This window comes from Bacillus cereus group sp. MYBK15-3 (assembly GCF_051916765.1).
In the GTDB taxonomy this organism is placed as follows: domain Bacteria; phylum Bacillota; class Bacilli; order Bacillales; family Bacillaceae_G; genus Bacillus_A; species Bacillus_A cereus.
The window spans coordinates 137,393-150,429 of record NZ_JBQAHG010000002.1; the positions used below are offsets into that span (position 1 = coordinate 137,393).

A 13,037-nucleotide genomic window follows, 5' to 3' on the forward strand; every position below is an offset into this window, starting at 1 on the left:
GCATACAGTATAAAAAAGGAGGAGGGGTAAATGGGGATTAATTTGCGTAAAGTAAAAATTATTAATAATACAGGAGCTGTTAATGTCGGTGACTGTTATGATCTCTCACCTTTAGCTGTAGCAAAAGTATATGCAGGTGCTGGAGGATCAAGTGCGGCTATTTTTTTAAATGGAAAAAGGCAGCCAGAAGCGGTCATTAGAACATCAGTATTTCTTCCGCCTTTGGCAACGAGTACACGTACGTTAGGTTCATAGAGGAAAGGTAGAGTGTAATTATGCCTGCTCATATAAAAGAGTTTGTTATTGTGAATAACACTGGAAATATATTTACCGGTGATAATTTGAGTGACACTTCATTTACTGCTTCGAAATCATATAGTGGTTCAATGGGGTGTACTTGGATTGATGTTGTTACAGTAATAGGGACGGAGACGAAGCTTTGTTTACAGCCGGGAGATTCGGTGACGACGACGTATACAAGGGGCACTCCTGCTGGTACTGTAACAGGAGCAAATATGGGGCAAAATGTAAATACATCGAGTATAGCGCAAGCTGTCCCTAATACAGATAATATGGATTCAATTGCAGGACTCCCTTAAGAAATTAAGGGAGTTTTTATTATTTAAAATAAAAATAGTCTTGGAAATTATTTTTGTAAATAGATTAAGAAGAGGCTTATTTATTATGAAAAAGATGGTTTGTAGGTGGTGAAAGTGTGAAGAATCGTGATAATAATCGGAAGCAAAATTCGTTAAGCTCTAATTTTAGAATTCCACCCGAACTTATTGGGCCTACTTTCCCCCCTGTTCCAACTGGGTTTACAGGTATAGGGATTACTGGTCCAACCGGTCCACAAGGCCCAACAGGACCTCAAGGACCAAGAGGATTACAAGGTCCGATGGGGGAGATGGGCCCGACAGGACCTCAAGGTGTGCAAGGGATACAAGGATCAGTTGGGCCAATAGGTGCAACTGGACCAGAAGGACAGCAGGGCCCACAAGGATTGAGAGGACCACAAGGAGAAACTGGAGCGACAGGACCTCAAGGGGTGCAAGGGTTACAAGGTCCGATTGGTCCAACGGGAGCGACTGGGGCACAAGGTATACAAGGGATACAGGGATTACAGGGGCCAATTGGAGCGACGGGACCTGAGGGACCTCAAGGAATACAAGGCGTCCAAGGGTTACCGGGTGTAACTGGTCCACAAGGAATACAAGGAGCACAAGGGATACAAGGAACACAAGGACCGAGTGGAAATACAGGTGCAACCGGAGCAACTGGTCAGGGGATAACAGGCCCGACTGGAATAACAGGTCCAACTGGGATAACTGGACCATCTGGAGGACCTCCTGGTCCGACGGGGCCGACTGGTGCGACAGGTCCGGGCGGTGGACCGAGTGGAAGTACAGGTGCGACTGGAGCAACTGGGAATACTGGAGCTACAGGAAGTACAGGGGTAACAGGAGCAACGGGAAGTACAGGTCCGACTGGAAGCACGGGAGCACAGGGCTTGCAAGGAATCCAAGGGATTCAAGGGCCAATTGGGCCAACAGGTCCAGAAGGTCCACAGGGTATTCAAGGTATTCCTGGTCCGACGGGAGTAACTGGTGAACAAGGAATACAAGGAGTTCAAGGTATTCAAGGGGCAAAGGGAGCAACAGGGGATCAAGGTCCACAAGGGATACAGGGGGCTATAGGGCCTCAAGGGGCCACAGGAGCAACAGGAGATCAAGGTCCACAAGGAATACAAGGAGTACCAGGGCCATCAGGAGCAACAGGCCCACAGGGAGTTCAAGGGATACAAGGTCCGATGGGGGATATAGGACCAACAGGTCCAGAAGGCCCAGAGGGACTTCAGGGCCCGCAAGGAATACAAGGTGTGCCAGGGCCAGTTGGAGCAACGGGTCCAGAGGGTTCCCAGGGGATACAAGGTATTCAAGGGCCGGTAGGAACAACAGGCCCACAAGGTCCACAAGGAATACAGGGAATACAAGGTGTGCAAGGGATAACGGGAGCAACTGGAGTACAAGGAGTAACTGGAATTCAAGGGATACAAGGGGAAATAGGAGCAACGGGTCCAGAGGGTCCCCAAGGAGTGCAAGGTGCTCAAGGGGAGATTGGTCCAACAGGTCCGATGGGTCCCCAAGGTGTGCAAGGAGTACAAGGAATTCAAGGAGCGACGGGCGCACAAGGAGTGCAAGGCCCACAAGGAATTCAAGGGATACAAGGTCCGACGGGGGCAACAGGAGATACGGGAGCAACTGGGGCGACAGGGGAAGGCACTACAGGTCCAACAGGAGTAACCGGTCCAACAGGGGTAACAGGACCATCTGGAGGACCAGCAGGACCGACCGGCCCAACGGGGCCATCAGGTCCGGCGGGAGTAACAGGTCCATCTGGTGGACCACCTGGCCCGACAGGAGTAACCGGGGCGACAGGAGTAACAGGAGATACTGGGGCGACAGGCTCAACTGGAGTGACAGGAGCGACAGGAGAAACGGGAGCAACCGGAGTGACGGGTTTGCAAGGTCCGCAAGGAATCCAAGGTGTGCAGGGAGAGATAGGTCCGACGGGTCCCCAAGGTGTTCAAGGTCCCCAAGGAATTCAAGGAGTAACGGGGGCCACTGGAGATCAAGGTCCGCAAGGGATTCAAGGCCCACAAGGCGACATAGGTCCAACCGGCCCACAAGGAATTCAAGGCCCACAAGGTTCTCAAGGAATCCAAGGAGCGACAGGGGTAACAGGAGCACAAGGTCCACAGGGAATCCAAGGTCCGCAAGGTGACATAGGTCCGACTGGGCCACAAGGTCCAACTGGAATCCAAGGGATACAAGGAGAAATAGGTCCAACAGGTCCAGAAGGCCCAGAAGGACTTCAGGGCCCGCAAGGAATACAAGGTGTTCAAGGGCCAGTTGGAGCAACGGGTCCAGAGGGTCCTCAGGGGATACAAGGCATTCAAGGACCGGTAGGAGCAACAGGCCCACAAGGTCCACAAGGAATACAGGGAATCCAAGGTGTGCAAGGGATAACGGGAGCAACTGGAGCACAAGGAGCAACTGGAATTCAAGGGATACAAGGGGAAATAGGAGCAACCGGTCCAGAGGGCCCCCAAGGAGTGCAAGGTATACAAGGGGTGATTGGTCCAACCGGTCCGATGGGGACACAGGGAGTGCAAGGAATTCAAGGGATTCAAGGAGCAACAGGTGCACAAGGAGTGCAAGGCCCACAAGGAATTCAAGGGATACAAGGTCCGACGGGAGCAACAGGAGATACGGGGGCAACCGGAGCGACGGGAGAAGGAACTACCGGTCCAACAGGAGTAACCGGTCCAACAGGGGTGACTGGTCCGTCAGGAGGACCAGCAGGACCGACCGGCCCAACGGGGCCATCAGGTCCGACAGGAGTGACAGGTCCATCAGGTGGACCACCTGGCCCGACAGGAGCAACAGGAGCAACAGGTGCGACAGGAGTAACAGGAGATACCGGGGCGACAGGCTCAACTGGAGTGACAGGAGCGACAGGAGCAACGGGAGCAACCGGAGTGACGGGTTTACAGGGCCCGCAAGGAATCCAAGGTGTTCAAGGAGAGATAGGTCCAACCGGTCCACAGGGTATTCAAGGTCCTCAAGGAATCCAAGGAGTAACGGGGGCAACCGGAGCACAAGGTCCCCAAGGAATTCAAGGCCCACAAGGCGACATAGGTCCAACCGGCCCGCAAGGAATTCAAGGTCCACAAGGCCCTCAAGGAATCCAAGGAGCGACAGGACCAACAGGAGCACAAGGCCCACAGGGAATCCAAGGTCTACAAGGTGACATAGGTCCGACCGGCCCACAAGGCCCGCAAGGAATTCAAGGCCCGCAAGGAATTCAAGGTCCAACGGGAGCTACAGGAGCAACCGGAGCGACAGGTTCACAAGGGATTCAAGGTCCCCAAGGAATTCAAGGCCCGCAAGGAATTCAAGGCCCAACGGGAGCTACAGGAGCAACCGGAGCGACAGGTCCACAAGGAATTCAAGGTCCACAAGGAATCCAAGGCCCGCAAGGAATTCAAGGTCCAACGGGAGCTACAGGAGCAACCGGAGCGACAGGGCCACAAGGAATTCAAGGCCCGCAAGGAATCCAAGGTCCAACAGGGGCTACAGGAGCAACCGGTTCACAAGGTCCAACTGGAGATACAGGTCCAACCGGAGCTGGAGCCACTGGAGCGACCGGGGCGACTGGAGTTAGTACAACTGCAACGTATGCATTTGCGAATAATACATCAGGAACCGCTATTTCCGTTTTATTAGGTGGTACGAATGTACCATTACCGAACAATCAAAATATTGGTCCAGGAATAACCGTTAGTGGTGGAAATACTGTATTTACAGTTGCGAATGCAGGAAATTATTATATAGCTTATACAATTAATTTAACGGCAGGATTACTTGTAAGTTCTCGTATAACTGTAAATGGCAGTCCGCTTGCGGGAACGATAAACGCTCCGACAGTGGCTACTGGTTCATTTAGTGCAACAATAATTGCTAACTTGCCTGCTGGAGCTACTGTTAGCTTACAGTTATTTGGAGTAGTTGCAATAGCTACATTATCTACGGCAACGCCAGGGGCTACCCTGACTATTATTAGATTAAGTTAATAAGCAGAGAACCTTGAAGCTTTTATGTTTCAAGGTTTTTTTATCTTTGTATTTGTAAGTAAACCTCGTTAACCAGGGGGAGTGAATCCCCTCTAATTATTTAAAGTTTCACTTTATTCACTTGAGCAAAAACATCGCAGTTCGAAAATATATTATAATAGAATGAAAAGAAAGAAATTTGGCAGAAAGGGAGGGTGGCGATGCAGGAGATGGTTAAAGATTTTTTTGGACGCCCACTTCAAGATTTACGTATATCTGTCATTGATCGTTGCAATTTTAGATGTACATATTGTATGCCAGCGGAAATATTTGGGCCAGAATATGCTTTTTTGAAAGACGAGTTTTTACTAACTTTTGATGAAATTGAGCGTTTGGCAAAATTATTTGTTAGCATCGGTGTACGGAAAATTAGACTTACTGGCGGTGAGCCACTGCTTCGTAAAGATTTAACAAAACTTATTGCACGTCTTGTGAAAATTGATGGGCTAATAGATATAGGGTTAACGACAAATGCTATTCATTTAACGAAACAAGCGAAGGCATTAAAAGAAGCTGGATTACATAGAGTGAATGTTAGTTTAGATGCGATAGATGATGACATATTTAAGAATATTAATGGTCGAAATATTAATACGAAACCGGTAATTAAGGGAATTATAGCAGCTAAAGAGGCGGGCTTGGAAGTAAAGGTAAATATGGTTGTGAAAAAAGGGATGAACGATCATCAAGTACTACCGATGGCTGCGTATTTTAAAGAGCAAGGAATCACGCTTCGGTTTATTGAGTTTATGGATGTTGGTAGTACAAATGGGTGGAATTTTGATCAAGTCGTTACAAAACGAGAATTGATTGAGATGATTCATAAGGTGTATCCGCTTGAGCCAGCTGAAGCGCATTACTTTGGTGAAGTTGCGAAGCGATATCGGTACGTTGGAACAAATGTTGAAGTTGGTTTTATTACATCTGTTTCTGAGTCATTTTGTGTCTCTTGTACGAGGGCGAGAATTTCGGCAGATGGAAAGTTTTATACGTGCTTATTTGCGACAGAGGGTTTGGATGTAAGAGAACTTCTTAGAGGAAATCTTTCGGATGAGGAGTTATTAAGTGTTATACAAGATGTATGGATGAATAGAAAAGATAGGTATTCGGATGAACGAACAGAAGAAAGTGCAAAAAATCGTCCGAAAATCGAAATGTCTTATATAGGAGGATAAGAAAGGGGGCTATCGCATGCAGGAGCGATATTCAAGACAAATATTATTTTCTGGTGTTGGAGAAGAAGGGCAGAGAAAAATAAGAGAGAAGCATGTGCTTATTATTGGTGCTGGTGCTCTCGGTGCGGCAAATGCAGAAGCGATTGTTAGAGCGGGTGTTGGAAAAGTAACGATTGCTGATCGTGATTATGTAGAATGGAGTAATTTACAAAGACAACAACTATATACAGAAGAAGATGCAAAGCAGTATAAACCGAAGGCGGTAGCGGCAGCAGAGCATTTAAGAGCGATTAATTCTGAGGTGGAAATAACTCCGGTTGTGACAGATGTAACGGTGCAAGAAATGGAAGAATTAGTGAATGGTGTAGATTTAATATTAGATGCGACAGATAATTTTGAAACGCGTCTTCTCATTAATGATATTTCACAAAAGTATAATATTCCGTGGATATATGGTGGGTGCGTTGGAAGCTACGGAGTAACGTATACAATTTTACCAGGGAAAACACCGTGTTTTCGCTGTTTAATGGAGCATCCGGCGAGCGGAGCAACATGTGACACAGCTGGTATTATACAACCGGCAGTACAATTAGTAGTTGCGCATCAAACTACGGAAGCGCTGAAAATATTAGTAGAAGACTACGGAGCGCTTCGTGAAACGATGTTATCATTTGATCTTTGGAATAATCAACAGATGGCATTTAAAGTGAATAGGCAGAAAAAAGATACTTGTTTATCTTGCGGAAGGTTACGTACATATCCGAGTTTAACATTTGAAGCACAAACGAAAACAGAAGTGTTATGTGGGCGAAATACAGTGCAAATTCGTCCAGGTGTGCGGAAGAATTTTAATTTGGAAGAAATTAAAAAGCGCTTACAAAGAAGCGTAGAGATAAAGGCGACACCTTATTTATTGTCGTTTCCGGTAGAAGAATATCGTTTTGTTTTATTTACAGATGGCAGAGCTTTCATTCATGGGACGAATGATATAAATGTAGCGAAAAGTTTATATGCAAGATATATAGGTTGAACCTAAAGGGAATCCTTTAGGTTCAACGGAGAAAGGATTATGAATTTCTCGTATAATCTCCACTTTTTCCGCCTGTTTTTTCAAGTAAGTACGTTTCGCCGATAATCATACCTTTATCGACAGCTTTACACATATCATACACAGTAAGAGCGGTAGCCGAAGCAGCTGTTAAAGCTTCCATTTCAACACCGGTGCTACCTTCTGTTTTAACTTTTACTTCAATGAGTAAACGATATTGTTCTTCTGATTGTTTCCAATCGAAAGAAACGTCAACACCTTTTAATAGTAAAGGATGGCACATTGGGATAATATCAGAAGTTCGTTTCGCAGCCATAATGCCTGCGATTTGCGCAACTGCTAATACGTCACCTTTCCCAATTTCATTGTGAGAGATTTTATCGTAAATTTCTTTCGTAACGACAATGCTAGAGCACGCAATTGCTGTTCGAACGGTTGCTTTTTTGTCACTTATATCAACCATCTTCGCGCGTCCTTGGTCATTAAAGTGTGTAAATGAAGACATGGAATTCCTCCTTGAAGTAATTTCTATTGAATATATAAAGTTTAATCGAGATAAAAAAAATTGCAAATATGAGGTGAGAAACGATGGTAGAAAAACGAATTCCAATTCAAGTTGCTGAGGCAGTAGAACGGGTAATGAAATATGCAAAGCATGGTGAAGTAGAAGAAATTTCTATTACGGAAAGTTACGGGAGAATTCTCGGGGAAGATGTTGTCTCAGATCATGACGTTCCTCATTTTGATCGTTCCCCTTACGATGGTTTCGCCATTCGAGCAGAAGATACGAAAGAAGCAACTCAAGAGAATCCAGTTGAATTTGAAGTAATAGGAGAAATCGGGGCAGGTTCTGTTTTTACAGAAGAAGTAGGATCTTTTCAGGTGGTTCGTATTATGACAGGAGCAGCTATTCCACAAGATTGCAATGCAGTCGTAATGCTAGAGCTGACAGAAGGGTTTGAGAAGAACGGGAAAACATATATGAAGTTAAAACGCCCTTTTAATAACGGTGACAATGTGTCGTTTAAAGGAGAAGATATAAAACAAAATCAAGTTCTCGTTCAGAAAGGCGTTGCAATTAATCCAGGTGTTGCCGCCTTATTAGCAACGTTTGGATATAGCACTGTGAAAGTTGTAAAACAGCCTGTTGTCGGTATTGTAACGACAGGAAGTGAATTATTAGAAGTACATGAGCCATTAGAACCGGGGAAAATTAGAAATAGTAACTCCTATATGATCGCAGCTCAAATTATGAAAGCTGGCGGGAAAGTTCGTTATTATGGTCAACTCGCGGATGAGTTAGATGCATGTTTTACAGCTGTTCAATCAGCGGTGGATGAGGTCGACATTTTAATTACAACAGGCGGTGTATCAGTAGGAGATTATGACTACTTACCAGCTATTTATGAAAGGTTACAGGCAAATGTACTCTTTAATAAGATAGCCATGAGGCCCGGAAGTGTAACGACAGTAGCTGAAGTTGATGGAAAGTTACTCTTTGGTTTATCAGGAAATCCGTCTGCTTGTTATGTAGGCTTTGAATTATTTGTGCATCCAATTATAAAAACGTATTTGTATGCGAAGGAACCTCACGTATATAGAGCGGATGCTATTTTACAAAAAGATTTTCCAAAGCCAAATCCATTTACTCGTTTCGTAAGAGCGAACGTAACAATTGTGGACGGGGCGTTACAAGCGATGCCAGTTGGTTTAGATAAATCGAGTGCGGTATCTTCACTTGCAGATGCGAATGCTTTTATCGTGTTACCTGGAGGAACGAGAGGATTTGAGACCGGAATGAAAGTATCCGTATTATTGTTAGAGCACTCTGAGGGATGTGATTGGCCATGGGCAAAGCCCCTTCAATCTTACAAATAGTAGGATATCAAAATAGCGGGAAAACAACACTTGTTGAGAAAGTGGTGCATGCATTAGCTGAACGAAAAATGAAAGTTGCTACAATTAAACATCACGGGCACGGAGGCTTTCCAGAAGTAGCGCAAAAAGATAGCGAAAGACACCGTAAAGCTGGTGCTGTCGTAAGTAGTGTAGAAGGCGCTGGATTGCTTTCACTTTCTTCACTAAGAAAGAAATGGTCCTTGCAAGAAATTATTCGCTTATATGAGTTTTTTGAAGTGGATACAATTTTAATAGAAGGCTATAAAAAAGAGAATTACTCGAAAGTAGTGTTACTTCGTTCTGCGGAAGACATTGAGCTTTTACATAAAGTAGAAAATATAGTGGCGGTTATTACGTGGTATGATGTTCCGGCAAATATAAGAGAAGAATATAAAGTATTTCATATAACAGAAGAAGAGTTGTACATAGACTGGTTTTTACAAACGGTTAGGAGTGCGAAATGATAAATACATATTATGAAGTAATTGATACAGAAATCTCAATTGAAGAAGTAACGAAGAAAGTAATTCGACGTGAATGCGGTGCTGTTACAACATTTATTGGAACGGTTAGAGAGTTTACGAAAGGGCGTCGTACATTATACTTAGAGTATGTTGCTTATAAGACGATGGCAGAAAAGATGCTAGAGAAAATTGGCTTGGAAGTGAAAGAGAAATGGCCAGGTACATATGTTGCGATTACACATCGCATCGGTACGTTGCAAATTTCTGATATAGCGGTTGTTGTTGCTGTTTCAACACCACACCGTAAAGCGGCTTATGAAGCGAACGAATATATTATGGAACGCATAAAACAAATTGTTCCGATTTGGAAAAAGGAGTTTTGGGAAGATGGTGACTCATGGATTGGTGATCAATTAGAAAAAACACCATATCCGGCGGGAGAGCCTGGGAAGGAGCTATAAGTATGATTAGAGTATTGTTATTTGCGCACTTGCAAGAAGAAGCAGGGACAAGTGAATTACAAATAGAGAAAGAAAATATTACGGTTGCACAGTTAAAAGATGTTGTTGCGAACGAATATAATGTACCAGTTTCAGAGCCAATTATGGTTGCGATTAATGAAGAATACGCAAATGAAGATGACAGGGTCCAATCTGGTGATGTTGTTGCACTAATTCCACCAGTGAGCGGTGGTTAATATTGGATTCATTAAAACGACTTTCCTACATAGGGAAAGTCGTTTTTTTATGGCAGTTTTGAGAACACTAATCTATAGAACAAGGAGGGAACTATGAAAAAAATATGTGTAGTTATCACAATGCTATGTGTGGCCTTTTTCTCTTCTCCAAGCGATTCTTTCGCGAAAGAATCAAGAGAACAGCTTTTAGAGAGTGCATTATCAAATAGGTACTATTCAGTTATTAGACAAGTGACAGAAGATCAATATGAATGTGCTTCAGTTATAGATATAAAGCGTCTCGGCAAGAAAGATGAATTTGTTCCTAGATACGAAGTGAAGCTACAATTTCTTACATTTCAAGGAGCGCATAATCCGCCGAACGATAAAGTTACGCTTACTTTGGAAGATCATTTAGATCACGTAAAGATAAAGAAAGTGGAGCGAGAAAAGAATGTTTCTGACGTTATTGCAGAAAAAGTTTGTGAACGGGAAAAAGAAAAAATAAAAGCTCACTCTAACGACTTAGAGTGATAATCTATGGCATTTAGTAAAGAAAGGTAATGAGTGATGGATATATTTTTAGCGATTTTACCAGCTATATTTTGGGGAAGTATTGTGCTATTTAACGTAAAACTGGGCGGGGGTCCGTATAGTCAAACGCTCGGAACAACGTTTGGAGCACTTATTTTCTCAATTGTTGTTTATATTTTTATGAAGCCAGTATTAACACCTACCGTTATCGGAGTTGGAGTTGTGTCAGGTTTATTTTGGGCGCTTGGTCAGGCAAATCAATTGAAAAGTATTGATTTAATGGGTGTTTCGAGGACGATGCCAATTTCAACAGGACTTCAATTAGTCGCGACGACTTTATTTGGCGTTATCGTATTTCATGAATGGTCCACGACAATATCGGTCGTCCTTGGGATTTTAGCGCTCGTTTGTATTATTATCGGTGTTATTTTAACATCGCTTCAAAGTGAAGAAGAAAAGAATGCAGAGCAAGCAGCAAACTTTAAAAGAGGTATCGTAATTTTATTAATTTCAACAGTCGGTTATTTAGTTTACGTAGTAGTAATTAGGTTATTTAACGTAGATGGCTGGTCGGCTTTGTTGCCACAAGCAGTTGGTATGGTGTTAGGTGGGATTTTGCTTACCTTTAAACATCATCCATTTAATAAATATGCAATTCGCAATATTATTCCAGGATTAATTTGGGCAGCTGGAAATATGTTTTTATTCATTTCACAGCCGCGTGTTGGAGTCGCAACAAGTTTCTCGCTATCGCAAATGGGAATTATTATTTCCACGCTTGGTGGGATCCTTATATTAGGTGAAAAGAAAACGAAACGTCAATTAACGGGTATCGTTGTCGGTATCGTTTTTATTATCGCAGCCGGAATTATGTTAGGTATAGCCAAAAGTTAAAGGAGGTATGGAAATGTATAGTGATTTAGCAGGGAAAGTTGTCGTTATTACAGGATCAGCAACTGGTCTCGGAAGAGCGATGGGAGTAAGGTTTGCTAAGGAAAAAGCGAAAGTGGTTATTAATTATCGCTCACGAGAATCAGAAGCGAATGATGTGTTAGAAGAAATTAAAAAGGTAGGCGGCGAAGCGATTGCTGTAAAAGGTGATGTAACCGTCGAATCAGATGTTGTGAATCTCATTCAATCTGCTGTGAAAGAGTTTGGTACGCTTGACGTTATGATTAATAATGCAGGGATAGAAAACGCGGTACCGTCGCATGAAATGCTGCTTGAAGATTGGAATAGGGTAATTAATACAAATTTAACAGGTGCTTTTTTAGGAAGTCGTGAAGCGATTAAATATTTTGTAGAACATGATATTAAAGGGTCTGTCATTAATATGTCTAGTGTTCATGAGAAAATTCCGTGGCCACTATTTGTGCACTATGCAGCAAGTAAGGGTGGCATTAAACTGATGACAGAAACGTTAGCGCTAGAATATGCGCCAAAAGGTATTCGAGTAAATAATATAGGACCAGGTGCAATTAATACGCCAATCAATGCAGAAAAGTTTGCTGATCCTAAAAAACGTGCTGACGTAGAAAGTATGATACCTATGGGCTATATTGGAAAACCTGAAGAAATCGCAGCAGTAGCAACTTGGCTTGCTTCATCAGAGGCGAGTTACGTAACGGGAATTACGCTATTTGCAGATGGTGGAATGACGTTATATCCATCGTTTCAAGCTGGGCGTGGGTAATATAAAAGGACGAAGAGATAAAACTCTTCGTCCTTTTTTTACAAAAGAAATAGCGGCCAGCTATTTTAAATTTAGTGATTAATTGTATCTTGAAGAAATTCTGTTGCTTGATGTTCAGTAACATTTTGTACGAGCGCGACTTCGCTGATCATCATTTTTCGTGCATTATCTAGCATTTGTTTTTCGCTCGCATTTAATGTTCTCTCTTTATTACGGCGAAGTAAATCCCGAACCACTTCTGCGCTATCTTGTAAATTGCCATTTTTCATTTTTTCCATATTCATTGTATATCTTTGTTTCCATGAGAGTGATGGGTCTGACTCCCCGTTTTGAAATTCAAGAAGTATATCATCTAACGTACCTCGATCAACGATATAACGAATACCTGATTTTTTTAATTGATCCATCGGAAGCATTACTTGCATATCTTTACTAATGATGCGTATCACACAATATTGACGTGAAGTACCTAATATTTCTTTCTCTTCAATTGCTTCGATGATTCCTGCACCGTGCATTGGATAAACGATTTTATCACCAATTTGAAACAAATCATCCACCTCCATATGTGGTAACCACTTTTAATGATAGCATACGTATGTAAAAATGTCAAATTTTATATGATAACATAATATTTATATTATAGTCAATAAGATAAAGTGCTTTTTTTATGTTTTTTTTGAACTTATTTATCCCGCATTAACGGGCAATAAGACCCCCACCTCAAAATTCAGCGAAAGCAAAGAAGTTAGGTGGGTGGTCGGGCTGATTAAAGTTTCACTTTATAGTGATTTTTTTAGAAAAATAGTACAGGTGAGAAAGAGGGCATATCCACTTATTTTTAAGCATAAAATGTAAAAGCGCTAATACAAT

The 13,037-nt window shown here is 42.9% G+C and carries 14 protein-coding genes; 12 read left to right on the forward strand and 2 right to left on the reverse strand.

The genetic code is table 11. The features are described 5' to 3' along the window. The first annotated feature begins 30 nt into the window (after positions 1-30). From ACTFR8_RS09090 to ACTFR8_RS09110, 5 genes are all read left to right on the forward strand, one after another. Positions 31-255 carry a spore germination protein gene (locus tag ACTFR8_RS09090; RefSeq protein WP_000512465.1) on the forward strand — a complete coding sequence of 75 codons (225 nt, stop codon included), beginning with the start codon at positions 31-33 and terminating at the stop codon, positions 253-255. A gap of 20 nt (positions 256-275) precedes the next feature. Continuing rightward, positions 276-599 carry a hypothetical protein gene (locus ACTFR8_RS09095; RefSeq protein ID WP_001110848.1) on the forward strand — a complete coding sequence of 108 codons (324 nt, stop codon included), beginning with the start codon at positions 276-278 and terminating at the stop codon, positions 597-599. A 116-nt stretch (positions 600-715) separates the two neighbouring features. Then, positions 716-4,636 (forward strand): BclA-related collagen-like exosporium protein, encoded by a 3,921-nt coding sequence (locus tag ACTFR8_RS09100; RefSeq protein WP_119780667.1) that lies wholly within the window; start codon positions 716-718, stop codon positions 4,634-4,636. Positions 4,637-4,836: 200 nt separating this feature from the next. Continuing rightward, the gene (gene moaA, locus ACTFR8_RS09105) at positions 4,837-5,850 is read left to right on the forward strand and encodes a GTP 3',8-cyclase MoaA (RefSeq protein WP_001157117.1); all 1,014 of its coding nucleotides are present in this window, start codon (positions 4,837-4,839) and stop codon (positions 5,848-5,850) included. Between the two features lie 16 nt (positions 5,851-5,866). After that, positions 5,867-6,880, forward strand: coding sequence for a molybdopterin-synthase adenylyltransferase MoeB (locus ACTFR8_RS09110; RefSeq protein WP_001158108.1), 1,014 nt, complete (start codon positions 5,867-5,869; stop codon positions 6,878-6,880). A 37-nt stretch (positions 6,881-6,917) separates the two neighbouring features. Here the strand turns inward: ACTFR8_RS09110 and moaC are convergent, their stop codons facing one another. Beyond that, positions 6,918-7,403 carry a cyclic pyranopterin monophosphate synthase MoaC gene (gene moaC, locus ACTFR8_RS09115; RefSeq protein WP_000094146.1) on the reverse strand — a complete coding sequence of 162 codons (486 nt, stop codon included), beginning with the start codon at positions 7,401-7,403 and terminating at the stop codon, positions 6,918-6,920. A gap of 83 nt (positions 7,404-7,486) precedes the next feature. Here moaC and moeA point away from each other — a divergent pair, with 83 nt between their 5' ends. From moeA to ACTFR8_RS09150, 7 genes are all read left to right on the forward strand, one after another. Then, on the forward strand, positions 7,487-8,776 hold the full coding sequence (gene moeA / locus ACTFR8_RS09120; RefSeq protein WP_000229698.1) for a molybdopterin molybdotransferase MoeA: 1,290 nt from the start codon (positions 7,487-7,489) through the stop codon (positions 8,774-8,776). Continuing rightward, a complete protein-coding gene (gene mobB, locus ACTFR8_RS09125; protein WP_000513645.1) occupies positions 8,746-9,261 on the forward strand; it encodes a molybdopterin-guanine dinucleotide biosynthesis protein B in 516 nt (171 codons plus the stop codon). Before moeA ends, mobB begins: the two co-directional genes overlap by 31 nt. After that, a complete protein-coding gene (gene moaE / locus ACTFR8_RS09130; RefSeq protein WP_000611226.1) occupies positions 9,258-9,722 on the forward strand; it encodes a molybdopterin synthase catalytic subunit MoaE in 465 nt (154 codons plus the stop codon). Before mobB ends, moaE begins: the two co-directional genes overlap by 4 nt. A gap of 2 nt (positions 9,723-9,724) precedes the next feature. After that, positions 9,725-9,958: a molybdopterin converting factor subunit 1 gene (moaD, locus tag ACTFR8_RS09135; protein WP_000621778.1), complete on the forward strand. Its 234-nt coding sequence runs from the start codon at positions 9,725-9,727 to the stop codon at positions 9,956-9,958. A gap of 93 nt (positions 9,959-10,051) precedes the next feature. Then, entirely contained in the window at positions 10,052-10,471 is a 420-nt protein-coding gene (locus tag ACTFR8_RS09140) for a DUF3888 domain-containing protein (RefSeq protein ID WP_000717679.1), read from the forward strand. Positions 10,472-10,507: 36 nt separating this feature from the next. Then, the gene (glcU, locus tag ACTFR8_RS09145) at positions 10,508-11,365 is read left to right on the forward strand and encodes a glucose uptake protein GlcU (protein ID WP_000350861.1); all 858 of its coding nucleotides are present in this window, start codon (positions 10,508-10,510) and stop codon (positions 11,363-11,365) included. A 13-nt stretch (positions 11,366-11,378) separates the two neighbouring features. After that, positions 11,379-12,164: a glucose 1-dehydrogenase gene (locus ACTFR8_RS09150; RefSeq protein ID WP_100619173.1), complete on the forward strand. Its 786-nt coding sequence runs from the start codon at positions 11,379-11,381 to the stop codon at positions 12,162-12,164. Between the two features lie 71 nt (positions 12,165-12,235). Here ACTFR8_RS09150 and ACTFR8_RS09155 read toward each other — a convergent pair whose 3' ends face one another. Continuing rightward, positions 12,236-12,730: a CarD family transcriptional regulator gene (locus ACTFR8_RS09155; protein ID WP_000451444.1), complete on the reverse strand. Its 495-nt coding sequence runs from the start codon at positions 12,728-12,730 to the stop codon at positions 12,236-12,238. Positions 12,731-13,037 lie beyond the last annotated feature (307 nt).

What these genes read in the sequence shown, in the direction of transcription:
- ACTFR8_RS09090 (WP_000512465.1), top strand. Translation starts at nt 31, where the DNA reads ATGGGGATTAATTTGCGTAAAGTAAAAATTATTAATAATACAGGAGCT.
- ACTFR8_RS09095 (WP_001110848.1), top strand. Translation starts at nt 276, where the DNA reads ATGCCTGCTCATATAAAAGAGTTTGTTATTGTGAATAACACTGGAAAT.
- moaA (WP_001157117.1), top strand. Translation starts at nt 4,837, where the DNA reads ATGCAGGAGATGGTTAAAGATTTTTTTGGACGCCCACTTCAAGATTTA.
- ACTFR8_RS09110 (WP_001158108.1), top strand. Translation starts at nt 5,867, where the DNA reads ATGCAGGAGCGATATTCAAGACAAATATTATTTTCTGGTGTTGGAGAA.
- moaC (WP_000094146.1), bottom strand. Translation starts at nt 7,403, where the DNA reads ATGTCTTCATTTACACACTTTAATGACCAAGGACGCGCGAAGATGGTT.
- moeA (WP_000229698.1), top strand. Translation starts at nt 7,487, where the DNA reads ATGGTAGAAAAACGAATTCCAATTCAAGTTGCTGAGGCAGTAGAACGG.
- mobB (WP_000513645.1), top strand. Translation starts at nt 8,746, where the DNA reads ATGGGCAAAGCCCCTTCAATCTTACAAATAGTAGGATATCAAAATAGC.
- moaE (WP_000611226.1), top strand. Translation starts at nt 9,258, where the DNA reads ATGATAAATACATATTATGAAGTAATTGATACAGAAATCTCAATTGAA.
- moaD (WP_000621778.1), top strand. Translation starts at nt 9,725, where the DNA reads ATGATTAGAGTATTGTTATTTGCGCACTTGCAAGAAGAAGCAGGGACA.
- ACTFR8_RS09140 (WP_000717679.1), top strand. Translation starts at nt 10,052, where the DNA reads ATGAAAAAAATATGTGTAGTTATCACAATGCTATGTGTGGCCTTTTTC.
- glcU (WP_000350861.1), top strand. Translation starts at nt 10,508, where the DNA reads ATGGATATATTTTTAGCGATTTTACCAGCTATATTTTGGGGAAGTATT.
- ACTFR8_RS09150 (WP_100619173.1), top strand. Translation starts at nt 11,379, where the DNA reads ATGTATAGTGATTTAGCAGGGAAAGTTGTCGTTATTACAGGATCAGCA.
- ACTFR8_RS09155 (WP_000451444.1), bottom strand. Translation starts at nt 12,730, where the DNA reads ATGGAGGTGGATGATTTGTTTCAAATTGGTGATAAAATCGTTTATCCA.